Origin of the sequence: Fructilactobacillus lindneri DSM 20690 = JCM 11027, from assembly GCF_002907375.1 — a bacterium.
Classification (GTDB): domain Bacteria; phylum Bacillota; class Bacilli; order Lactobacillales; family Lactobacillaceae; genus Fructilactobacillus; species Fructilactobacillus lindneri.
Genome location: NZ_MIYK01000001.1, coordinates 116,788 through 140,938 on the forward strand (window position 1 = coordinate 116,788; position 24,151 = coordinate 140,938).

Annotated in this window: 21 protein-coding genes and 1 pseudogene; 13 read left to right on the forward strand and 9 right to left on the reverse strand. The window is 33.6% G+C overall.

Annotation, left to right across the window (positions count from 1 at the left end; translation table 11 throughout):
- Positions 1-22: 22 nt before the first annotated feature.
- Entirely contained in the window at positions 23-1,372 is a 1,350-nt protein-coding gene (locus tag BHU33_RS00615) for a glucose-6-phosphate isomerase (RefSeq protein ID WP_054646464.1), read from the forward strand.
- Positions 1,373-1,573: 201 nt separating this feature from the next.
- Positions 1,574-2,542 carry a polyprenyl synthetase family protein gene (locus tag BHU33_RS00620; protein ID WP_054646465.1) on the forward strand — a complete coding sequence of 323 codons (969 nt, stop codon included), beginning with the start codon at positions 1,574-1,576 and terminating at the stop codon, positions 2,540-2,542.
- On the opposite strand, the gene cydC is transcribed toward BHU33_RS00620, so the two are convergent.
- The 7 genes from cydC to BHU33_RS00650 all read right to left on the reverse strand — a co-directional run bounded on the left by cydC (position 2,543) and on the right by BHU33_RS00650 (position 10,222).
- Positions 2,543-4,297: a thiol reductant ABC exporter subunit CydC gene (gene cydC, locus BHU33_RS00625; protein WP_054646466.1), complete on the reverse strand. Its 1,755-nt coding sequence runs from the start codon at positions 4,295-4,297 to the stop codon at positions 2,543-2,545. It lies immediately after the preceding gene.
- Positions 4,281-6,026, reverse strand: coding sequence for a thiol reductant ABC exporter subunit CydD (gene cydD, locus BHU33_RS00630; RefSeq protein WP_054646467.1), 1,746 nt, complete (start codon positions 6,024-6,026; stop codon positions 4,281-4,283). The genes cydC and cydD overlap by 17 nt, the downstream gene beginning before the upstream one ends.
- A gap of 20 nt (positions 6,027-6,046) precedes the next feature.
- Positions 6,047-7,081, reverse strand: coding sequence for a cytochrome d ubiquinol oxidase subunit II (cydB, locus tag BHU33_RS00635; RefSeq protein WP_054646468.1), 1,035 nt, complete (start codon positions 7,079-7,081; stop codon positions 6,047-6,049).
- Positions 7,081-8,517: a cytochrome ubiquinol oxidase subunit I gene (locus BHU33_RS00640; RefSeq protein ID WP_056997658.1), complete on the reverse strand. Its 1,437-nt coding sequence runs from the start codon at positions 8,515-8,517 to the stop codon at positions 7,081-7,083. The genes cydB and BHU33_RS00640 overlap by 1 nt, the downstream gene beginning before the upstream one ends.
- Before the next feature lie 29 nt (positions 8,518-8,546).
- Positions 8,547-9,722: an NAD(P)/FAD-dependent oxidoreductase gene (locus tag BHU33_RS00645; protein ID WP_054646469.1), complete on the reverse strand. Its 1,176-nt coding sequence runs from the start codon at positions 9,720-9,722 to the stop codon at positions 8,547-8,549.
- Between the two features lie 183 nt (positions 9,723-9,905).
- Positions 9,906-10,013, reverse strand: coding sequence for a putative metal homeostasis protein (locus tag BHU33_RS07490; protein WP_159442460.1), 108 nt, complete (start codon positions 10,011-10,013; stop codon positions 9,906-9,908).
- 23 nt (positions 10,014-10,036) lie between these two features.
- Positions 10,037-10,222: a type Z 30S ribosomal protein S14 gene (locus BHU33_RS00650; RefSeq protein ID WP_054646470.1), complete on the reverse strand. Its 186-nt coding sequence runs from the start codon at positions 10,220-10,222 to the stop codon at positions 10,037-10,039.
- Between the two features lie 246 nt (positions 10,223-10,468).
- Here BHU33_RS00650 and BHU33_RS00655 point away from each other — a divergent pair, with 246 nt between their 5' ends.
- Complete coding sequence (locus BHU33_RS00655; protein WP_054646471.1) at positions 10,469-12,301, forward strand: NlpC/P60 family protein; 1,833 nt, start codon at positions 10,469-10,471, stop codon at positions 12,299-12,301.
- 58 nt (positions 12,302-12,359) lie between these two features.
- Here the strand turns inward: BHU33_RS00655 and argF are convergent, their stop codons facing one another.
- On the reverse strand, positions 12,360-13,403 hold the full coding sequence (argF, locus tag BHU33_RS00660) for an ornithine carbamoyltransferase (protein WP_054646472.1): 1,044 nt from the start codon (positions 13,401-13,403) through the stop codon (positions 12,360-12,362).
- Positions 13,404-13,595: 192 nt separating this feature from the next.
- A complete protein-coding gene (locus BHU33_RS00665; RefSeq protein ID WP_056997657.1) occupies positions 13,596-14,537 on the reverse strand; it encodes a dihydroorotate oxidase in 942 nt (313 codons plus the stop codon).
- A 378-nt stretch (positions 14,538-14,915) separates the two neighbouring features.
- On the opposite strand from BHU33_RS00665, the gene BHU33_RS00670 reads away from it, so the two are divergent.
- The 10 genes and pseudogenes from BHU33_RS00670 (at position 14,916) to BHU33_RS00715 (ending at position 24,120) form a co-directional block, all read left to right on the forward strand.
- Entirely contained in the window at positions 14,916-15,860 is a 945-nt protein-coding gene (locus tag BHU33_RS00670; protein ID WP_054646473.1) for an aspartate carbamoyltransferase catalytic subunit, read from the forward strand.
- A gap of 2 nt (positions 15,861-15,862) precedes the next feature.
- Positions 15,863-17,136 (forward strand): annotated as a pseudogene (locus BHU33_RS00675) (dihydroorotase).
- A 122-nt stretch (positions 17,137-17,258) separates the two neighbouring features.
- Positions 17,259-18,128, forward strand: coding sequence for a DNA/RNA non-specific endonuclease (locus tag BHU33_RS00680; RefSeq protein ID WP_054646474.1), 870 nt, complete (start codon positions 17,259-17,261; stop codon positions 18,126-18,128).
- Between the two features lie 76 nt (positions 18,129-18,204).
- Positions 18,205-19,665, forward strand: coding sequence for a histidine-histamine antiporter (gene hdcC, locus BHU33_RS00685; protein ID WP_054646475.1), 1,461 nt, complete (start codon positions 18,205-18,207; stop codon positions 19,663-19,665).
- Between the two features lie 165 nt (positions 19,666-19,830).
- Positions 19,831-20,766 (forward strand): histidine decarboxylase, pyruvoyl type, encoded by a 936-nt coding sequence (gene hdcA, locus BHU33_RS00690; RefSeq protein ID WP_054646476.1) that lies wholly within the window; start codon positions 19,831-19,833, stop codon positions 20,764-20,766.
- Between the two features lie 17 nt (positions 20,767-20,783).
- Positions 20,784-21,284, forward strand: a complete 501-nt coding sequence (hdcB, locus tag BHU33_RS00695; RefSeq protein WP_054646477.1) for a histidine decarboxylase maturation protein HdcB — start codon at positions 20,784-20,786, stop codon at positions 21,282-21,284.
- 176 nt (positions 21,285-21,460) lie between these two features.
- Complete coding sequence (locus BHU33_RS00700; protein ID WP_054646478.1) at positions 21,461-22,009, forward strand: GNAT family N-acetyltransferase; 549 nt, start codon at positions 21,461-21,463, stop codon at positions 22,007-22,009.
- A gap of 142 nt (positions 22,010-22,151) precedes the next feature.
- Positions 22,152-23,096: an exonuclease domain-containing protein gene (locus BHU33_RS00705; protein ID WP_054646479.1), complete on the forward strand. Its 945-nt coding sequence runs from the start codon at positions 22,152-22,154 to the stop codon at positions 23,094-23,096.
- Between the two features lie 129 nt (positions 23,097-23,225).
- Positions 23,226-23,666 carry a LytTR family DNA-binding domain-containing protein gene (locus tag BHU33_RS00710; protein ID WP_054646480.1) on the forward strand — a complete coding sequence of 147 codons (441 nt, stop codon included), beginning with the start codon at positions 23,226-23,228 and terminating at the stop codon, positions 23,664-23,666.
- Between the two features lies 1 nt (position 23,667).
- A complete protein-coding gene (locus BHU33_RS00715) occupies positions 23,668-24,120 on the forward strand; it encodes a DUF3021 domain-containing protein (protein WP_054646481.1) in 453 nt (150 codons plus the stop codon).
- Positions 24,121-24,151: the final 31 nt, after the last annotated feature.

The following is a 24,151-nucleotide window of genomic DNA, read 5'->3' on the forward strand; positions in this document are numbered from 1 at the left end:
TATTTTTGAAAGGTATATTATTATGTCACACATTAAATTTGATGATTCAAAAGTGAAAAAATTTGTCCACGATAACGAAGTTCCAGAAATGCAGGCAATGGTTGATGCTGCTAATACTGAACTTCGCGAGGGAACAGGCGCTGGAGCTGACTTTAGAGGTTGGATTAATTTACCAACTGATTATAATAAAGCTGAATTTGCCAGAATAAAAAAGGCCGCTGAAAAGATTAGAAAAGATTCTGATGTTTTAGTAGTGATTGGAATCGGTGGATCATATTTAGGCGCTAAAATGGCGATTGACTTTTTAAATGGTAGTTACTATAATTCAAAACCTAAAGAAAATCGTCGTGGTGTCCAAGTAGTATTTGCTGGAAACTCTTTAAGTGCATCATATTTGAATGAATTAGAAGAATTTTTAGGCGATCGTGATTTTTCAGTGAATGTAATTTCTAAATCAGGTACTACTACTGAACCATCAATTGCATTTAGAATTTTTAAAGATAAGTTAATTAAAAAATATGGTAAAGATGCTAACCAAAGAATCTATGCTACAACGGATGCCAAACGTGGTGCTTTACGTAAAGAAGCAGATGCTAACGGGTATGAATCGTTTATTATTCCTGATGATGTTGGTGGACGTTATTCTGTTTTGACTCCAGTTGGATTACTTCCAATTGCTGCAACTGGTGCAGATCTTGATCAATTAATGCAAGGGGCTGCCGATGCAGCTAAAGATTACGTTAGCTCTGATCTTGAGAAAAATGATGCTTATCGTTATGCTGCTTTGCGTAATATTTTGTATCGTAAGGGTTATGTAACTGAATTAGTTGAAAATTATGAACCAAACTTGAGAATGTTTTCAGAATGGTGGAAACAATTAATGGGTGAATCTGAAGGGAAAGACCAAAAAGGAATTTATCCTTCATCAGCTAACTTTACAACTGATTTGCATTCGCTTGGACAATACATTCAAGAAGGTCTACGTAACTTGTTTGAAACGGTTGTTAAAGTTCAAAATCCGCCTTATAACGTTGAAATTCCAATGGATAAAGAAAACTTAGATGGTTTGAACTATTTAAAGGGACAATCAATGAATGAAGTTAACGATAAAGCCTATGAAGGAGTTGTTTTAGCCCATAATGATGGTGGGGTACCGGTAATGACTGTTGAGATTCCTGATGAGTCAGAATACAGTTTAGGCTATTTAATTTACTTCTTTGAAGTTGCAGTGGCAATTTCTGGCTATCTAAATGGGATTAATCCGTTTAATCAACCTGGCGTAGAAGCATATAAAAAGAACATGTTTGCATTGCTTGGCAAACCTGGTTTTGAAGAACTTGGTAAGAAGTTAAACAAAGAATTACATGAATAAGATTATTAAAAAGGTCAGCTGTAGTCTAAATTGATTACAGCTGACCTTTTTTTAATTTTTAAAGAACGGAAGCAAAGTAATTTTCCTTTTAATAGTCTCTTTTTATTAAGAAAAGAATGTAATCATTAAAAGGGTATCTTATTCTATTGAGATGGTATGCTATACTAATGTTATTAATACGGATTACAAGGGCGGTAAAACATGGATTTGAGTTTATGGGAAAACTTTACGTCTTTAAAAGAAAAATTAACTGAAACTGAAATTATCATGGATAATCAGATTAAGGTTAATATTCCTGAATTTAATGACGGAATCAAGAATTTGATTGATGGTAATGGCAAAATGCTTCGTTCAGCTTTACTCTTATTGGCTGCTAATTTAGGCACTAAACCAGATATTGATCAGCAATATGAAAAAGCAGCTGCTTCTATTGAAATTATTCATCTAGCTTCTTTAGTTCATGATGATGTAATTGATGAATCAGATCTGCGGCGTGGAAAAGAAACATTAAATTTTAACTTTGGGATTCATAATGCCGTTTATTTAGGTGATTATCTATTCACACAGTATTTTGAACTCTTATTAAAATATGCACCAAATTTTGAAAATTTAAAATATAATGTAAAGGTAATGGAAGATCTTTTAGCAGGAGAACTAAATCAAAGTGTTGAGCGTTATGATGTAAATCGAACTGAAAATCAGTATTTTAAAGCAATTAAGGGAAAAACAGCCGAATTATTTAGAATTAGCATGGGTGAGGGTGCTATTTTAAGTGGTGGCGTTCAACATCAGATTGCTTTGCTTGAAAAGATTGGTCTGCAGATTGGAATGGCCTTTCAAATTAGAGATGATTTACGTGATTTTGAACCAGATGTTGAAACGAGTAAACCAACTCTAAATGATGTGCAGAGTGGTATTTATACGTTGCCTGTTATTCATGCCTTGACGACTAGTTACGAAGAAGAATTAGAGATACTATTAAAAAAAGATCAGCTGAATTCAGCTGATCTAGAAAAAGTTATTAACATAATTGAGAAAAGCGGTGGAATTGATTATGCTCGAAAAGTTTTACAAAATTTCTTAGATGAAGCATTTTCTTTATTACGTGAGATACCTGATTCCAGTGAAAGAACAGAACTGGAAAAAGTCATCCATCAGCTTTTTAGTTAATTATTTTTTGAACGGTAATCCTTGATCCATGGCAGTTAACTGTCTGAATCGAGGATTATTTTTATACAATGAGCTAGGATTTCCTGCCATTTTAATAACACCATCTTCTAAAAAAATAATTTGATTCATAGTATCTAATCCTTGAAGATGATGGGTTACCCAAATTACTGTTTTATTTTTTAATACCTGTTCCAATGTTTTAATTAAATCATTTTCAGTAATTGGATCTAATCCAACGGTTGGTTCATCTAATAATACGATTGGATTGTCCTGCAATAAAATTCGTGCAAGTGCTAATCGTTGACGCTGTCCGCCAGAAAAACGAACTCCATTTTCTGAAACATCAGTATAAATCCCATTTGGTAATGAATTAACAAAATTTTTCATACCTACATCTGCTAACGCTTGTTCAACTTGGGTATCAGTTGCATTTTCATTTCCAATTCGAACATTATTTAGTACCGAAGTTTTAAACAAAAATGGTTTTTGATCAAGAACACTGAACCAATTCGAGCGATTATTCTGCAAAGCGGCGACATCAACAGTTTCATTGATAGTTACTTCTCCATTTGTGGGAGTTAAAGCACCTAACAATAATTGTAGTAAAGTTGTTTTACCAACTCCAGAGGGACCAATGATAGCAGTTTTTTGTCCTTTTAAAACTTTTAGAGAAACATTTTTTAATAAATCAAGTGAATCTCCTTGATAATGAAAAGTAACGTTTTTCATTTCAATGTTTTTAAATTCACTTGGACTTAAATCAGTTTGAGGTACATTGGGTTCAGTTGTATCATCATCAGAAAGTTGATTAAGACGAATAACTGAATCACGATACATTGGCCATTCTTCCATAGCTTGTGAAACAGGGGCAAAGGCGTCGACTAAGGGGAAGACTCCCAATACGAATGCAGCTACATAGTCAGCCAGTCGAGCCGAAGAAGTAAGGGCAAAATTTGTCCAAATAAGAGTTCCAACTACCATTATTCCGAAAATTAACTTGATAACAAAATCACGATTCCATTCAAAACGATGAGTTTTAAAAGTTGATGCTGATAATTTAGTATCATTTTTAGTGGTTTGTTGTAAGAAACCTTTCTTTCGACCGGAAATCATCCAATCGCCAATTCCTAATGTTGCGTCAGTCAGATTATTGTAAGAATCGTGTAGTAATGTTTTTTGATATTCTAGACTAGCACCACGAACTGCCACCGATATTAAAGGAATCACTAAAAGAATTAATGAAAAAGTAAATAACATGAATAAAGCATAAACCCAACTTACAATTCCCAAAATGATAATTAGGATAATTCCGGTTAAGTAGGCCACGATTAATGGGAAAATAGTTCTTAAATACAAATTTTCTAAGTGATCAATGTCATCTGCTAAAACACTTAATAAATCACCAGTTTTAAATTTTTGATCTAAAAACATGGCTTGTTTTTCAAGCGTTTCATATAGTCGTTTACGGAGGTTAGAAGTGACTTTTAAAACCCAGTTATGACTATTAATTCGTTCCAAGTACTTAAAAACTGGTCGAAAGATTCCAAAACCTTCAGTGATGATAACGGGTACAAAGACTAACAAAATATTATATGGTCTTTGAGCCGAACGGCTAATCAAATATCCCGCTGTAAACATCAGTCCGATTGAACAAATAAAAGTTATAACACCTAAGAAAAATACTAATGCTAATAAGCCCTTGTATTTTTTTAAATAAGGTTTAATCCAAGAGTCATTTTTAAAGATTTTTTTCATGGATTTCACCTCGAATCTCATTGATTAAATCTCGATAAACACCATTTTGTTGTAACAAATTAGTTGGATTACCTTGTTCAACTAATTTACCATTTTCCATTACTAAGACGTAATCCATATCATTCATCCAATGTAATCGATGCGTAGCAAAAATGACAAGATGATTTTTAAATAAAGGCAGCATTGTCTGCTTTAGCTCATATTCTGTTTCAATGTCCAAATGGGCAGTTGGTTCATCTAGCAAAAGAATATTACGTTTTTGATCTAATAAAGCACGTGCCAGTGCAATTCGTTGGGCTTGACCACCTGAAATGCCACGACCGCCTTCACCAATTTTGGTGTCTAATCCAGCTTTTAATTCTGTTAAAAAATTAGTTAACCCAGCTTTTTCAGCAGCAGTTTTGATTGCTGCTATTGATGCATCTGGTTTATAAAAAGCAATATTTTCTGCAATGCTTCCACTAAAAATGTAGGGATCTTGGGGGATATAACTAATATGTTGCTGCCACTCTGCTTGAGCTAAACTATCAACTTTTTGATTACCAACTGTAAATGGTAATTCTTTAGCATTGGTTGGTTGTAGCCAGCCGCCAATTAAATTTAATAAAGTTGATTTTCCGGATCCAGAGCGACCGACAATTCCAACCTTAGTATATCCGTGAATCTTAAAATTAATGTCAGATAAAGTGGGTTCTTTTTCGTAATCAAAGTCTAAATGATTAGCAGCTAAAGAACTATTTGCAGTCCATCCAGCAAAGTTTTTTAAAGTAACTTTAGCATGAGGGGAGGGAACTGCAAGGATTTCATTAATGTTAACTAATGCATTTTTGCCATCTAAAGTTGCATGATAATCATTACCGTAATCTCTAACTGGTAAGAAATAATCTGGACATAAAATTAAAATTGCTAAAGCAGGAAATAATAAAATATGTCCGTTAATTAAATTGATTCCTAAAAAGAGGGCCACAATTGCAATTGAAACAGTGGTATAAAAATCAAGTGCAAACGTGGATAAGAGAGCAACTTTTAAGACGCTCATGGTACTTTTACGATAGTTTTCACTGACTTTATAGATATTATTACTATATTTTTTACTTAAACCAAATAATTTTAATGTTTTTAAACCGCGCATTGAATCCACAAAATTATTAGACATGTTTGTAAATCCTTCATATTGGGCATTTGATTTTGCAGCTGCAGCTTTCCCCAAAATGATCATAAATAAAATAATAATGGGAAACATGAGCAATAAGATAAAGGCAGAAAGCTTATCCAAGAAAAAAACTGCGATTAAAAGTACCCAAGGAATTATTGCCATATTAACGGTTTTAATTATGATTAAATTTAAATAGTTATCAATTTTGTTAATGCCTTCCAGTGCCAATGTTATCAAATGACCAGAACCTAGGTTGCTAACAATAGTAGGACCAAGCTCAAATTCTTTTATCAAAAGTTTTTGTTTGAGAGTTCCGCTTGCTTTAGAAGCAAATTGATCAGTTAACTGGGCTTCGATTCGTGTAACTAAATAACGAATTGCAAAAAATACAAAAAAGAACAGCATTGGAGTAAATAATGCTGTTACTTTTTTGAGTTTCCAAGTTAGCACAACCGCTAATGATAAGAATACGGCTTCAAAGATAATCGCTAGTCCTTGAATAATTGCTAAAAAAGAAAGTTTTACAATTAAATTTTTGACACCGGGAATTGACATAAGTTGTTTATCAAACATGCAATTCTCCAATCATATTTTTAATAACTTTCGTCTTGTTTTTCCATTTTCTCATATTCTTGCAAAGAAATTCTGCCAGACAAGTAAATATAACTCCAAATAAAGTAAGCCAACATGATAGGTAAAAGAATTACCAAGGCAATTGTCATTGCTGTTAATGTGTATGGAGTTGAAGATGCTTGAGTAATTAAAATTGAATGAGCAGGATTTTCAGCAATTAGAACATATGGAAATAGTCCTACAAAAACTAACATTACGATAAATACAAGACTTAACGAACTAGCAAAGTAAGCTTGCCATTCATGATCTTTAGCACTTGCTATTTGTCCCCAAACAGTCATTGCTACAATTAAAACTAATAAAATTAAAGTACTGTATAAATGACGTTCAAAAAAATTAGTTTGGAAATAAAGCGCAACGACAAGGAGTACTTCAACAGGGTAAGCAGCCCAGTATAGATTATCAGCTAATCGTTCTGATTTGTATTCAATCAAACCAGTAGTATGCAAGGAAATGTAGTGTAATCCTTGATATAAACAAATTGCAGTTAAAGCAATTCCACCTAATAATGATAGGGGATTGATTACATTCCAGAAACTAGCAAAAATGTTACCTTGACTATCCATTGGAACTGGTTGAATCATATCCATGAACAAAATTCCGAATAAGAAAGGTAAGAATAAACTACCAAAGAAATTTGCCCACATCCAGCGATTCTTTCCTTGTTTTGTTTCTGCGTTTTCTGAAAATTCAAAAGAGACTCCTCGAAAAATCAAAGCAATTAAAATCAGGAACAAAACAATATAAAAACCAGAAAACAAACTAGCGTACCACAAAGGGATTGATGCAAACATTGCTCCACCAGCTGTAACTAAGAAAACTTCGTTACCATTCCAGTGGGCACCAATTGTTCTTAAAACCAACCCACGTTCAGTATCGTTATAACATAAAAATCTAGTTGCCATTCCAACCCCGAAATCTGCACCATCAAGGATTAAGAATAATGCGAACAGTAAACCGATAACGCTATACCACAATAATTGTAAGATACTCATTATTTAAAGGCCTCCTTTGAAAATGGGTCTTCAAGGTCATAATTATCATTATCACCGACTGCTTTAGGTCCTTTATTAAGAATCTTTAAGGAATACATAATCATAAAAGCTGCCAATGTTGCAAAAACAACGAAGTAAATGATGTTGGTAAATAATACTTCACCAGCTGATGTACTAGGTGAAACTGCAGCAGCTGTAGGATATAGACCATAAACAACCCAAGGCTGACGACCCAATTCTGTAATTAACCAACCACAAGAATTAATAATCCAAGGTCCGATAGTTGCAATGGAAAGTAAGAAAGTTAACCATTTTTGTTTCATAATCGTATCTTTTTTCTTTCTTGAGAACCATAGTCCTAAGATTGCTAGTAATCCTAAGGCACCAGCCCCACCAGCCATAATTCTAAATGAATAGAAAAGTGTGTTGGTGGCGACATAGTAGTTCATATGCTTTCCAAACTTCTTATCATATTTCTTGTGTAATTCTGCATTGACAGAATCCATTCCTTTAACACTACCAGATAGCTTGTGATAACTAAGAATATCCAATAAATAAGGAATTTCAATCTTACCATAACCACGTTTGGTCTTGTTGTCTGAAATTTGAACAACTGTCCATGGTGCAGGACTTTTTACGTTTTGATAAATACCTTCATCAGCTGCGAATTTCATTGGTTGATCATGTTGTAAATATACCATCTGTGAATCACCGGATAAGAAACTACCGCCACAACTCAATAATCCGATGATTAAACCGAGACGCATTGATTTTCGGAAAAATTCAGGTGATTTTTTCCGGAAAAGCATAATTGCTGAGAGTCCAGCGACAATGAAGGAACCAGTTACAAAAGCTCCAAAAATAACGTGGGGGAATTCGTACCAAAGTTGTTTATTAGCAACAATAGCACTAAAACTAGTCATAACGGCATGACCGGTTTTTTTATTGATAGCATAACCTACTGGATGCTGCATGAAACTATTAGCAGCCAAGATCCATAAGGCCGAAAGTACGGAACCAATGAAAACCAACCAAATCATTAAGGCGTGCCAAACTGGTTTCATTTTATCCCAGGTGAACATCCAGATTCCTAAGAAAGTTGATTCCAAGAAAAAGGCAAGTAGAGCTTCGATTGCCAGCGGAGCACCAAAAATATCACCCATAAATCGAGAATAGTTAGACCAGTTCATTCCGAACTGAAATTCTTGAATTAATCCAGTTACAACACCGACGGCAAAACTGAGTAAAAAGATTTTTCCCCAGAATTTAGTCATTGATTTGTAGATTTGTTTTTTTGTTATTACATAAGCGGTTTCCATAATGGCTACCATTAAACCCATCCCAATTGAAGTAGGAACAAAGAAAAAGTGGAAAATAGTAGTCATGGCAAACTGGAACCGCGCTAGTGATAACACACTAAGTCCTAAATTAAACATATTATCATACTTCTTTCATTATAATATTATTAACGTTGTAAGGCGGCTTTGAGACCAGAAAGTTCAAAAGCTGACCGTTTGAAAATCAAGTTTTTAATTGTGGGAACAAGAATACCTGTTAGTTTGATAGGAAATCCTAGCAAATCATAAGCAATTCCAGTAGTAGGTCCTAATGAACAAACTGTTCCCAAACTTCTGTATGTGAATGGAACTGGCTTGCTATGGGTTAATTTAGCTTTTAGATTTGCAACGGCAATATTAGCTTCTTGAATTGCAATTTGTCCCGTTGGTGGGTAAAACCGGCCAGTTGATTGATCTTTAACAGCGGCTACATCACCAATAATGTACTCATTAGCGTTAGTAGGTGACGTCATGTCATCATTAACCGCAACTCGATCACGATGTTCTGGATATCCAGATTTTTCAATAACATGACTACCGCTAACCCCAGCAGTCCAGAAAACTGTTCTAGCAGGAAGATTATGATTATTGTCGCCATAAATTACACCAGTATCAGAAACTGATTTAACGTTTTGTCCAAGAATAAACTTAACTCCATGTTTTTCTAAGTAACGTTGTGCATAGGCACGCTGTTTTTCATCAAACATTGACAACAAATTAGGACCAATACAAGTTAATTGGAAGTCTGCCTTATCAAATCCATATTTGCGAGCCCATTTAGGAATTTGATGGACTAACTCACCAAGTAATTCGGCACTAGTTAACCCCCCACCAACTACAACCATACTTAGGTAATCTTTATTACCTGTTTTTTGGTATGTTTCCAAGTGTTTGACCACGGTTTCATAATCAGCAACAGCATTATCAATATTGCTGATTTGTAATGCATATTCATCTGCACCTGGTGTTCCAAAAGTTTCTGGTTCAAAGCCAAGGGCATTAAATAAATAGTCGTATTTCAGCTCTTGTTTACTATTTTTTAAAACTACTGAATTTTGATTACGATTAATAACTTCAACTTCGTCTTGAATAAAATGAACTTTATTACTAGTTACATCAGCTATATCCATCATAATATTTTCTGGTGCAGTAGCACCCGCTGCCACAGTTTCTAGGGCAGTCGCATCATAATTATATGAATTTTTGTTAACTAAAGTAATATTTAAATCTAGTTTACTTTTAGCTAATTGTTTACATGCTCGAAGTCCAGCATAACCAGCTCCGAGAACAAGTACATCAGTCATAATTAACATCTCCTCTCACCACATGATATCATAAAGAACTTAATAATTTGTTAATCAAATTAAATATACCTTAATCACTTGGATATTCAAGTTATTTAGTTGATTAATTATAATAATTGCTTCCATTATATAAAAAGAACTGTAATCTATTTTCCAGATTACAGTTCTTTTTATATATTATGATTATTTTTCATTTTTGGCCTTTTTGATAGTTCGTAACGCACGGCTCTTAGTACGCTTGTTTGGACTTTTTAGATTACGGTAAGCAGTTGCTAAATCTTCTTTTTTCATATTAGAACTCCTTCCAACTAAGATTACCAGCTAGCTTTTTTCATGCCAGGAATTTGACCTTTATGCGCAAGCTGTCTTAAACAGATACGACAAAGATGAAATTTTTGGTAGATAGCACGAGGGCGGCCGCAACGTTCGCAACGCGTATATTGTTGTGTCGTGAATTTAGCGGGGCGCTTGCTTTTTTCAATCATTGATTTTTTTGCCATAATCTCCTCCTTTCTAAATATTTAGTACCCACGGAAACCTAGTGTACTACTATTGGTCAATTAAAGTCAAACAATTGTGTTTGTGTTTCTTAATGTATTCATAATATATTTCATTTATATGACAATCGTGTTAAAAAAGGGTTGTTATCGCCAAATATTGGGGTTGTAATGATAATATAATCATCGTAAGTGTAAAAGTTAATATAAATTTTAATTATAAGATAACCCATAAAGGAGTTTTACTTAATGAAAAACGAAAAATTACATTATAAAATGTATAAAGCTGGTAAACAATGGATGTTTGCTGGGATTGCAACATTGATGGTTTCAGGAGGAGTATTATTAGCTTCTAACAGTGCTTCTGCAGACGCTACAACCAATGCAGCACCAACTACTCAAACTGCACAAACAAATAATAATGTTACAAGTAATCAGGCTGACAAACTGTCAAATCAACAAACAGCTTCAAATACTAATGATGTTACTAATAATCAAACTGCAAATAATAATCAAAACATAACTAATCAATTGAATAATGCAGCTGCAACAACCAATCAGGATCAAAGTACTACTCAGGCTGTTCAAAATACAGCTGACAATGCCGCTACTACCGATGATAATGTTGCAAAAGCTGCTGATAATACTCCCGCATCTAATCAAACACCTGACAATCAAGCAACTGATGTACAAAGTACACCAGCTCCACAAAATACAGTCGCAAATAATGTTGCAGATCAAGCAGCTCCTGCAGTAAATAATAATGCTAGACAGACTACTGAATCTAATGTTCAAGCAGCTTCTACTTCTGCAACCCAAAACCGACTTAGAACTGCTGCCACTAATTTAGCAGTAACTAATAATGATTCGGCTAATACTACACCTGCAGCAACACCAACTCAAACTGCTACTCCACAAGCCACTCCTGCAGCTCCAGTAAATAAACAGGCAGCAGCTACCACCTCACAAGCAGTAACTACAGCTTCAAATACTAATAATGCTAGTGCAATTATTAATACTGGTAAACAATATGTCGGAACTCCTTATGTTTGGGGTGGAACAACACCAGCTGGATTTGACTGTTCTGGATTTGTTCAATATGTTTTTGGTAAAAATGGAATTAACTTACCTCGTGTCGCTTCTGACCAATATGCAGCTGTTCAACATATATCTTCAGATGAAGCTCAGGCTGGAGATTTAGTATTCTTTAATGATGGTAGTATCTATCACGATGGAATTTATCTTGGAAATGGTTTAATGCTGGATGCTCAAAACCGAGGAGTAATTAATAATGATTCATTGGGATACTTCCAAGGCCAAGTACTTTTTGGCCGGGTAAATGGAGTAGTTAATGCCACTGGTTCTACTAATAACAGTGTAGCTGTTAACAATACAACTCCTGCTAATACTAATAATACTGGCAATGCAACTACGACACCAAGACAAAATGCAGTAGCTGCTAGTCAGCCAACCGCAACTGTAGATGATTCTAATTATTTGGCACCATCGAATTATACTAAGTTGTTTAGTAAAAACTTTGCAGTGACTAACGATACTTCTATCGGCTACCAACCAGGCACACCAGAAACTAATCTAGATACTCAATTTAAAATTTCTCAGGACGGTAAAGATAATTCTGAGATTATTACCCCAATTAGTAATAACCAAAGCACAAATAATGATGATGTAAAGCAAAATTTGAATAGTCAAGTTAAGACTAATAATCAAAATAAAGCTAGCAATCAAACGAATACTCAAGTAGCTAATCAAAATCAATCAGCTACTAGTGCTTTAAACACTGATTCATCGAAATCAGCTAATGGCCAAAAAGATATTTCAAGTAGTAACTCTAACAGTAGCAATGCTGCTTCTGATGTTGCTGATGTAAATTCAGCAAAAACTGCTAAGACTGATAACCAAACTAATTCAGCCAGTCAGAATCATACTGGATCGAATAGTAAAGGTAATAATGTTTTACCACAAACTGGGGAACAAACTACTTTGCTTGCATCGATTTTAGGAGCAATTATTTTAGGACTAATGGCTCTTTTCGGTATCAAACGTCGAAATGCTAATAAATAAATTAAACCAAATAAAAACTTTCACGAATTTTAATTCGTGAAAGTTTTTTGTTATTTTTTTAGTGTTCAGTGTATAGGGTTAAATCACCAAGAGTAGCCGCCATGATTGCCATAATAGAATGTTTTCGATTACCCGCCTCACTGAATTGTCGTCCGAATTTACTTTTAAATACCTCATCGGTAACTTCCATTTCTGGACTTTTTAAATTGTATTTTTTGACTGCTTCTGCAGCAGTACTGATATTACCATCATGAAAAGCAGGGAGACAATGCATAAAAATTAATTGCTCATCAGGCGTCCCAGTTGCTTGCATCATTTTCATATTAACCTGATAGGGTGACAATAACTTGATTCTTTCTTGCCAGTTAGTTTTTCCCATTGAAACCCAAACATCAGTGTAAATAATATTGCTATTTTTCACACCGGTTTCAATATTAGAAGTGATGACCAATTGAGCTCCAGATTTTTTAGCAAAGTTAGCTGCTAGTTTTTGAATTTTTGAATCTGGTTGTAGTGAATTGGGAGCTACAATATGGACATTAACTCCTAACATTGAGCCAGTTACTAAAAGAGAGTTAGCCATGTTGTTACGTCCATCTCCTACAAAAGTTAAGGTTAGGCCCTTTAAATGACCAAAATTTTCTTTGATAGTCATAAAATCAGCAATCATTTGAGTAGGATGCCACTCGTTTGACAAACCATTCCAAACCGGGACTCCAGCATGTTCTGCCATGATTTCCATATTTTTTTGAGAAAATCCCCGATATTCAATTCCATCTGCAAGTTCTCCAAACACTCTGGCAGAGTCTGCAACAGATTCTTTTTTACCAAACTGACTTGAAGTGGGATCAATGTATGCCGTATTAGCACCCAAATCATCTCCGCCAAGTTCAAAGGAAAGTCGGGTTCTTGTAGAAGTTTTTTGAAACAAAAGAATTAAATCCTTATCATGAAGATATTTAGTTACTTTACCAGTTTGTTGTTTTTCGGCTTTAAGCTTAATTGAAAAATCAATTAAAGCTTTAATTTGTGCTGGGGTAAAATCAGCTTCTTTTAAAAATGAACGTCCTTGCATGGATTTTAATTCTTTGAGTGTATTCATATTAATTCCTTATAATTAAAATTTTTCTTGAATGATTACTTATGATATATAAAGAGTTCCAACACGAATGCTGGCTAAATTCTGATGGTGTGATTTCTAAAATATGAATTAAAACACATTTAATTTTATTAATTTCTGAATTCACTTAAACGGGAAATTTCATAATGTTTTTTTCAATAATGCAACGTCGTGTTAATTTTGGTACTCTTTTAATTTTCCGCGGAAATCAGAAAGTTGATGATAACCTTTTTCCTGCATGATATCTGTAAGTTCTTGTTTTAGTCTGGCAAAAATATGTGGTCCTTCTTGGGCAAGAGCAGTTCCAATTTCTACAATATCTGCGCCACATAAAATTAGCTCAAAAACATCTAATCCGGTTTTGACTCCACCAGTTCCAATAATCTTAATTTCCGGATTAAGACGTTGGCGAAATGCGCGAACATTAGCAAGTGCTACTGGTTTAACGTATGTTCCACCGATTCCCCCAAATCCTCCTTTAGGCCGAATCACGACTGATTCAGTTTTAGCATCAACCACTAATCCATTTCCGACACTGTTAATGGTATTAATGTAAGTTAGGGGATACTTGTTTAAAATTTTAGCAACTGCATCATATTGTTGAAGATCAAAATAAGGTGGAAGTTTAAGGCCTAATGGTTTTGTAAAAAATTCAAAAACGGCAGTTAAAGTTTCTTCGATTGCGGTTAAATCGTAACCGACTTGAGGCTTTCCAATCACATTAGGACAAGAAAGATTTAACTCACATAAGCTAGTGAAACTGCTTTTTTGTACCTTTTTGAGTGCGGTTAAATTATCTTCCCTAGAAGTCCCAGAAATTGATAAATCGATTGGTTTATTAATTTCATTTTTTTCAATGAAATTTAAATAATAGTCTAATCCTTGATTAGGTAGCCCCATAGAATTAATACTGCCAAATTTGGTATCTGCATAACGAGGAGTTGGATTTCCTTTGCGCGGTTTTAAAGTAGCACTTTTAGTGGTCACTCCACCAGCTTCAGAATTTAAAATTTGATTCATTTCGGCAGCTGTTTCGTCAAAAACACCTGCAGCATTGATGAAAGGTGATTGAAAAACTTCGTTACCAATGTTTGCTGAAATTGAGATGTTAGTCATTGTAAAAACTCCTTTATATACAAAAAGCCGCAATTAAGACCATGGTTTTCAGAGAAATACTAAGTAGTCAAAATTGCGGCAGTGGTATGTTTATATTAAGTGGTGATAAGATCTTTTGGCTTCTCTGAACCAAGTTAAGATTAATTGTCATAATATTACTGAATTCATCGTAGAATGTCAATAATATTATGTCTATTGACATCTTTAATGAATTTGGATAGAGTAAGTAACAATAAATAAGGAATACTTTAATTCGATTCAGAGAAATCGAGAAGTTAACTGGTAATGTTATTAAAACAGGCATACTACGTTAATTGTAGTATGTCTTTTATTTATGCAGTTTTATTTACAATGGATGAAAACCTTGGGGGATATAAAATGGCATTAATAACCAAACATGACCTAGTAACAGTGGCAAATCTGACCCAACAACAAGTATTACATAAAATCAAATTAGCGCAGTTATTTAGTGAAGGAAAAACTATTCGGCTTAATCGTCCGACTTATGCAATGAATCTTTTCTTTGAGAATAGTACTAGAACTCATACCAGTTTTGAAATGGCTGAAAGAAAGTTAGGGATACAAGTTTTACAATTTGATGCCGCTGCTAGTTCAGTGACAAAAGGTGAAACTTTAGCAGATACAGTAAAAACTATTCAAGCTATTGGAGTTGATTTTGCCGTTATCCGTCATTCTGATAATGAATATTATAAACAACTTTTACAAGCTAATTTAGATATTAGCATTGTTAATGCTGGTGACGGCAGTGGTCAGCATCCATCTCAATCTTTGCTTGACATGATGACCATTTATCAAGAATTTGGGACATTTAAAGGATTAAATATTAGTATTATTGGCGATTTAAATCATTCTCGGGTTGCTAGATCTAATATGGAATTACTAACTAAGTTAGGTGCAAATGTTGCATTTTCCGGACCTGATCAATGGTATGATGATAAGTTTTCAGATTACGGATCTCATTTAAGTGTTGACGAAGCAGCCAAAAATTCAGACGTTGTGATGTTGTTACGTGTCCAAAAAGAACGACTTGGAAAAGCAGCAGATGATTTTGATGCGACTACTTATCATCAACAGTATGGTTTAACTAAAGAACGTTATGACATGATGAAAGATAATGCCATTATTATGCATCCGGCTCCGGTTAATCGAGGAGTCGAAATTGATTCTGAATTAGTAGAAAGTGCTAAATCAAGAATTTTTAAACAAATGGAAAATGGGATGTACATGCGGATGGCTATTTTAACTGATATTTTAGTCAATAAGGGAATTGTTAGTCCAGCTGAAATTAAAGGAATTAATTAATCATGAAAATTTTAATTAAAAATGCTCAAGTTTATCATGACGAACAATTACAGCAAGAAGATGTGCTGTTAGTTGATGGAATGATTAAAAAAATACAAAAAAAATTATATCTGAGTCTGCTGAAAAAGTAATTAATGCTGAAGGAAAGACAATCCTTCCCGGTTTAGTAGACGTGCATGTTCATTTTCGTGACCCTGGACAAACTGCCAAGGAAACAGTTAAAACTGGAAGTGAAGCCTCTGCTCATGGAGGATATACTACTGTTTGTGCTATGCCTAATGTAACTCCAGTCCCAAATACTCCTGATAAATTAAAAGAGATGGCTGCTTATAATGAAAAACAAGGTGTTATTAATGTCGAACAATATTCCCCTGTAACGTATGATGAACGTGGGAATCATTTAGTTGATTTTGCTGCGATGAAACGTGCAGGAGCAGTTGCTTTTAGTAATGATGGAATTGGAATCCAGACTGGTAAAACAATGTTTGATGCAATGGTTGAAATTGCCAAAACTGGATTGCCATTAGCAGCTCATGTTGAAGATCATGCATTAATGAATGGCGGTGTGATGAATGAAGGAAGAGTTTCAGAAGCATTAGGTCTAAAAGGAGCTAATGAAGTGGCTGAAACAAGCCAGCTAGCACGTGATTTAGAATTAGCGAGGGTTACTCACGTGCATTATCATGTTTGTCATGTATCTAAATCCCGTAGTGTTGAACTGATTAGACGTGCGAAAGCTGATGGAGTCAATGTAACAGCCGAAGTTTCACCACATCATTTGTTACTGGATGATTCAATGATTAAAATGGATAATCCAATGTATAAGATGAATCCGCCGTTACGAAGTAAAGAGGATTGTGAAGCATTATTAACTGGGTTATTGGATGGAACAATTGATATGATAGCTACTGACCATGCCCCACATACCATAACTGATAAAGGCGATTCATTTGTTGATTCGGCATTTGGAATTACTGGAATCGAAACAGCATTTCCTTTGTTGTATACCAGTTTAGTTGAAACCAAAAAAGTTACGCTTCAACAATTATTAAAATGGATGAGCAGGGCACCAGTTGAAAAATTTAATTTAACAAATGATAATGAGCTTAAAGTTGGTAACCTAGCTAATTTTGCTATTTGGGATTTGCAGCATCAACATAAGATTATTACAACTGAAATGAAGTCGAAGGGACGTAATTCTCCTTTTATTGGAGAGCAAGTCAATGCCAATAATTTAGCCACTTTTTCAAATGGAAAACTTGTGTATCAAGCCTAAATAAAATTCTGTCACGATTATTTGTGACAGAATTTTTTATTTACAATTAGATGATTTTGACAATGGGTTAAAATTAATTTAAGATACAAAACAGATGTTCGTACTAATAGAAAGGATAAAAAATGAAAATCTCGGTTAAATTAGGTATTATTACGCTGGCGAGTTCAGCACTGCTAATTACTTCATTAAAAGCTGTTAAAGCTGATGACGCTCAAAATCCAGAACAGACGGCTACATATCAATCATTGCAAAAAAAGCAATATCAACCTGGTTCACAAGCTTATGATGTTTTAAATAAGGATAATCCAGAAACAATTCAAAAAATTAATTATGATACTAGTAAAATTAATTTTTCTAATCTTGATCATTTAAATCGAGCGAGAACGGCAACTGCTTATCTGACGAAAGACAATTTGGGTCATTCTGATGGTCGGGCGCCTCAGGTTTTCAAACCAACAGGATGGTATAATCAACCTAAAAAGGTAAATGGTAAAAAAGTCTTTCCGGTTAACCGCGGACATTTAATTGCATATTCATGTAGTTTTAACTTAAACAATGATGGACAACCAGATCCGGGTCAGAAAGGCTCGATTGATAATCCTAAAAATTTATTTACACAAACTGCTTTTTCAAATCAAAAAGTAATGACCATTAACGAACAAATGGTTAGAAATGCTTTGGAGAAAAATAAAAAAGTAATTTATCAAGTGACCCCTGTGTATGTGGGCGATGATTTGATGGCACAAGGTTTATGGGTTCAAGCTGCTAGTACTGATGGAAGTATGCATTTTGATCGTTACTTATATAATGTGCAGCCTGGATTAAACTTTGATTATGCTACTGGACGTTCAAATGTTGATCCAAGCACGCAAGTTCCGACGCCAATTAATTATGAAAACTACCATTCAAAAACTTACAAGAAATTTAATACTGGTTATCAATCTCATAAACATCACCGAGCTTTTCATATTAAAGGACATTATCATCTTTAGGATAAAATTTACTAACTATGGGTTTGATTGCTAAACACCTTTGATGTCTTTATAATGAAGATATCACGAAAGAGGTGTGAGTTTGAATAATAAAAAAGATGAAAAAATTGGTACACTTGGGTTAACTGCTTTCGTACTTTCAGCGATGGTTGGTGGGGGTATTTATGATTTACCTCAAAATATGGCACTGCATGCGGGTTTGATTGCTCAAATAATTGCTTGGGTAATTTCCGGCTTAATTATTGGTTTAATTGTTAAATCATTTTTGATCTTGTCACAAGTAAGGCCGCAATATACGACGGGACTTTATCATTATGCACATGCGGGCTTTGGTAACTTTACTGCCTTTTTCGTTAGTTGGGGCTATTGGATTTGTCAGTCATTTGCAATTGCTGCTTATTCAGTATTGTTAATGTCGACTTTGAATGCCTTTTGGCCGGGAACTTTTTCCGGGGGAAATAATTGGGCAGCTGTAATTGGCGGATCTTTAGTACTTTGGATTATGGCTTCTCTAATTGTAAAAGGGATTAGAACAACAAGTAATGTTGATATGCTCGGTACAGTTTGTATGCTGTTGATTGTTGCATTTTTTATTATTGTAATGATTGTTGCGTTTAACTGGCAGACGTTTATTACCAATCCAATGGCGGCTAAAAGTTTACCCCAAGTTGATGATAAAGCATTAGGAAGTCTTTTTTCTCAAGTTAAAGGCGCCATGTTAACTACTCTTTGGGTCTTTTCGGGAGTAGAAAGTGCAGTTGTCCTTTCAGGAAATGCAAAAAGTCAAAAAGATGTGCGTCATGCCACCAGAGATGGTTTTTTAATTTGTTTGGTGCTGTATGCTTTAGTCTCAATTCTACCATTAGGATTAAAAAGTTATGGACAGCTGGCTAATTTATCTAGTCCGTCAACTGCTGGCTTAATGCAATATGTAATGGGACCCGTTGGACGGCTGATTATTACCTTTGGAGTAATTGTTGCAGTTTTAGCCAGTTGGTTAAGTTGGATTTTGGTATTGTCAGAAATGCCACGAGCTGCAGCAGAAGATGGAACTTTTCCAAAATTTTTCAATAAGATGGGTAAGCATAATGTTCCAGTTGCTTCATTATTGATGACAGTATTGGTAATTCAAATCATTATCTTCTTTACTCATTTTGCTGGAAGAGCTTTTAATACGACACTGACAATTGTCGCTACCATGACTGTTCCTCCGTATCTAATTTCAATGTTATTTTTAGCTAAAATTAGTGCAAAAAAAGAAACCTTTAATCCAGCAGGAAATGTAGTATCTACTTCGCGCACGGGTGCTTTTATTACATCCATCTTAGCAATTGTTGGAACCTTGTTTATGGGGTACACAGCAGGTATTAAATATTTAACGATTGCTTTTGTGATTTATGCAATTGGAATTCCACTGTTTATTTATGCTAGAAAACAATATGCTCCTACAAAACCGGTTTTCGGTAAATTTGAGAGAGTTTTTGCTATTATGATTGTTTTAATTGCTGTGATGGGATTATTCATTATATTTAAATAAAATTAGGAAAACTGTTATTGCTGATTAACCCAGCTAACAGTTTTTATTTTGTAAAATAATTAAATAATTGCACAAAAGTCAAGATGTGAAATGTGTAACAATCTTTTGCTTGTGCTACCATTAAACTGTAATTAATAATCTTAAGAATGATTAGGGGAAATTTTGATGGCAAAAATTGATGAAATTTTAAATCAAGAAGGAATTGACCGAATTGCAATCAGTCCTTATAAGCAGTATTCACGTGGTTATATGGAACCAGGAAATTTAGGTACTGGTTATGTAACTGGATTAAAAGTTGATGCTGGTACAAGAGTTAAAACTGATGATGAAGTGTTAGACGGCATTGTTTCATACGATCGTGCTGAATGTAAAAATGCCTATATGGGTCAGATTAATATGACAACTGCTTCAAGTTTTACAGGAGTTCAAGGGCATATTTTAGGCTACGATTTATTAAGAAACCCAGCAGTTGATAATGCAAAGCCATTATTTGAAGAAGATCAATGGGATGGTTCTAAATTACCCATTTATGATGGGAAACCACTTCAAGATACGTTAGTTGAATATTTTGGTACTTCAGACAATCGGCGTCATTATCCAGCACCAGGTAGTTTTATTGTTTGTGCAAATAAGGGGGTTACTTCGTATCGTCCTAAAGAAGATCGTCCGTTAAGAACTGGGGAGAGTTATGGGGTGTGGTCGGCCATTGCCATTTCAATTGCTAAAGATCCAGTTCATAATTCATCAATGTTTATTGAAGATGCTGGGACTTGGAATACTCCAAATGAAGATGACTTAAATGAATTTTTAGATCGACGACGCAGAGCCATTGCTTTATCAATCGCACAATGTGGTCAGGATGCTAATACTTCATTTGCTAGTTCCTGGATTGGATTTGCACATGTAATGATGAAACCCGGAGAAATTGGGAATGCTATCACAGTTGGACCTTACTTTTCGATTCCAGTTGATGCTGTTCCCGGCGGATCGATTTTAACACCAGATGTAGATATGAACATCATGGAGCAATTAACGTTGCCAAAATGGCTTGAAAAAATGAAGTATCAATCGATTGTTAAAGATCAACATATTGAATATTGATTAATAAGGTTAAAATAATGAATGTAAAAATAGCAGTACTTGAAAATCAAATAAATGCTGATTTTTATCAAACTTTACAACTAAATTATGGAATGCGAAAAATAAATTCGCTGCTATTAGGGAAAATTAAACAAAAAGAAGTTGTATTATTAGCTACGAAAAACTTATTGATTTTAGCACAAAAAGATAATACCAAAACTTTTCCGTTGAATCAGGTAAGAAAATTAACCTTTATTAAAGGAACTCCCAATGGAGAAATTCAATTTAAATTTGGAAATCACGTGTATAAGGTTAATCAGATTAGAATAGGAAGAGTATTTGATTTTGTTCAAACGCTAAAACCAACGCTACCTTTAGAAGCAAATTATACTAATACAAATCGCGGTGAAAATAATTATTTGAGCAACCCAGATCATGCAGTAGAAATTGATAGATTACGTACAGCATTGCAAAATGGAAAAATTAGTCGTTACGAATATGATGATTTTAATGGATCAATTTCAAAAGCTGGAAAGTGAATAAGGTGTTTAAAAAATATTTTTTGCTTTTTTATTTTTGGTTTTAATGACTTTTCCATTGGCTATGTATGTTTTTTATATGTTTGGTGTCACTGGCCGTTAACATAGTCATTGTAAATTAATAATTAATCAGTTATTATCCCATTAACTATTAGAAAGTTAATGGGGTGATTTTTGTGTTTTTACCGTTGAAAATTGATAATGAGATTACGCTTAAGCTACCAGATTCATATCAAGATGCAAACGATTTATATCAATTAATTCAGCAATCAGTTACTAGCTTAGGTAAGTGGTTACCATGGGTTTATTTAACAGTTACAGTTAATGATGAATTAAGATTTTTAAATCAATCTATGGATGAATATTATCAGGGAAAATCGTTATCAGCTGTGATTATCTATCAGGGAAAAAGTGCTGGGATGATTAGTTTTAATCGATTTGATACTAAGCAAAAGATTGGTGAAATTGGTTATTGGCTTGGCAATCAATTTATTGGAAAAGGAATTATGCATCGGTCTGTTTTAGGAATGTGTAAATTTGGTTTTACAGAATTAGCTTTAGATAAAATTATTATTGATGCTGCTGTGGATAATTTTCCCAGTAACCAAGTGGCTCATACATGTGGATTTAAGTTAGCACAGATAAAAGAAAATTCCATTAAATTAACTGATGGATGGCATGATGCAAATCAATGGGTGCTATCAAAGGATGAATTTAAACTGTAAAATTGTTGTATGCAGTATGGTAATCGAATGATAAAGTTCATTAATAGTAAATTGAATAATCTGGAAAAATCAATCGAAACTAATCAAAAAAAGAGTTATGCTTTTGTTAAAGTAATAACTCTTTTTAATTGGAGAATAGATGATGAAAAAAATTAAACAGCCATTATACGACTATGTGGTCTTAGATATTGAAACTACTGGATTAAAAAAAGAACGAGATGAAATTATTCAGGTATCAGCTGTTAAATTTAAACAGGATCAGGAATTAGACTATTTGGATACTTTAATCAAACCAGTTCATAAACAAATTAGTCCGTTTATTGAAAATTTAACTGGAATTTCAAATTCAGATGTAGATAATGCACCCGAAATTACAGAAATAATTCCTAAATTAAATGATTTTATTGGCGATCAACCTCTTATTGGGCATAATGTGATGTTTGATTTATCCTTTTTAAAATATAATGGATTGAATCTTCCTAAACTTGAATTTGTTGATACCCTTGATATTGCTCAAGCTGCTCAGAATCAATTAAAATTACCAAATACAAAATTAGAAACTTTAAAAAATTATTTTGGGATTGATAATCGTTCTCATAATTCTTTGAATGATGTTAAAACTACTGCAGTTGTCTATCAAAAACTCCGTGATGCTGGTTATTTGCAAAAGCCATCACGACCAAAATTCAGGCAATGGAAATCAAAAGATTATTTTTATGATCAATTTGATAACTCATTGAGTAAAAATGAGATTAATAAAAAACGAGCATTATTTGGCAATCAATTGATTGATAAATTAGTAGTACCTGAAAACAAATCCAAATTAAAAGATCAAATATTTGTTTTTACAGGTGATTTGAAGCAACTTCCTAGAGAGCAAGCTCAAAAAATTGTAGAAGGGGAAGGAGGAATTATTAAAAAATCAGTGGTTTTAAAGACTGATTATGTGGTAGTGGGAATTGAAAATCCGGCCGTTGTAGTTGATGGTAAATCTACCAAACAACGCCGTGCAGAAGAGTTAAATGCAACAAAGGGCAAAAATATCCAAATTATCACTGAAGAACAATTTATGAATATGATTCAATAAAAAGCATTCTGAAAAGTAACTATTTTCAGGATGCTTTTCCAATTATTATTTGTTTTGAACCGATTACTATAAAAAAGATTGTTTTACAAACTTTATTTGCTAGGATTTAGTTATAAGGAGGTAAAAATAATGAAAATATACTTCAATATTAAAGACTCATTTATTGATCCATTTGTAACGATTAATGCGAAGGAAAAAACGAAATCATTGGAAGAACTAGCCGTTGATATTGAAAGAATAACCAAACAAAAATTAATTTATGGCTATGTGGACAATCAAAAATTTGCAATACCACTTCAAGAAATAATTAGATTTTATACATATCAAAATATCGTTTATTGTAAAACGGATAGACAAAATTATCGAATTAAACAACGTATTTATCAACTAAATAATTTATTGTCAGCAAAAGAATTTGTGCAGATTTCTAGTTCAGAAGTAGTTAATTTAGATTATGTAAAACAGTTTTCGTTAAGCAAACTTGGTTCATATGAAGTGAGACTAAAAAACAATGAAATTTTATTTGCATCTAGGAGATTTGTACAAAAAATAAAAAGGGAGCTGATTTAAAATGGGAATCTTTAAAAGAATTTTATGTGGAGCTGGATTTGGAACTTTTTTTGGTTTTTGGAATGCAGTTTTCTTTTCTTGGATTTATCATTCCACTGAATTCATACCATCCACTCCAATTTTTATGCAACATTTTACTTCAAATTTAACTGCAACGATTGTGTCGGGATTATTATGGATGATAATTGGAATGGTGTTTTCTTTTTCAGGATTAATTTTTAGAAAAGATAATTGGAGTATCACTAAGAAAACGATTGTTCATTTTTGTGTGACTTATACCTTATTTTTACCATTAGCTGTTTTGTGTGGGTGGTTTAAAATTGGTTTTTGGAATTTAATTCTATTTACCATGATTTTTATTATCATTTATATTTTTATTTGGATTAGTTCAATGATAGAAGCGCGACAAAACGTACTATTGGTTAATCAGAAATTAAAAAGAAGAAATCAATAATTAAAAAAAGCTTCTCATAAAATGAGAGGCT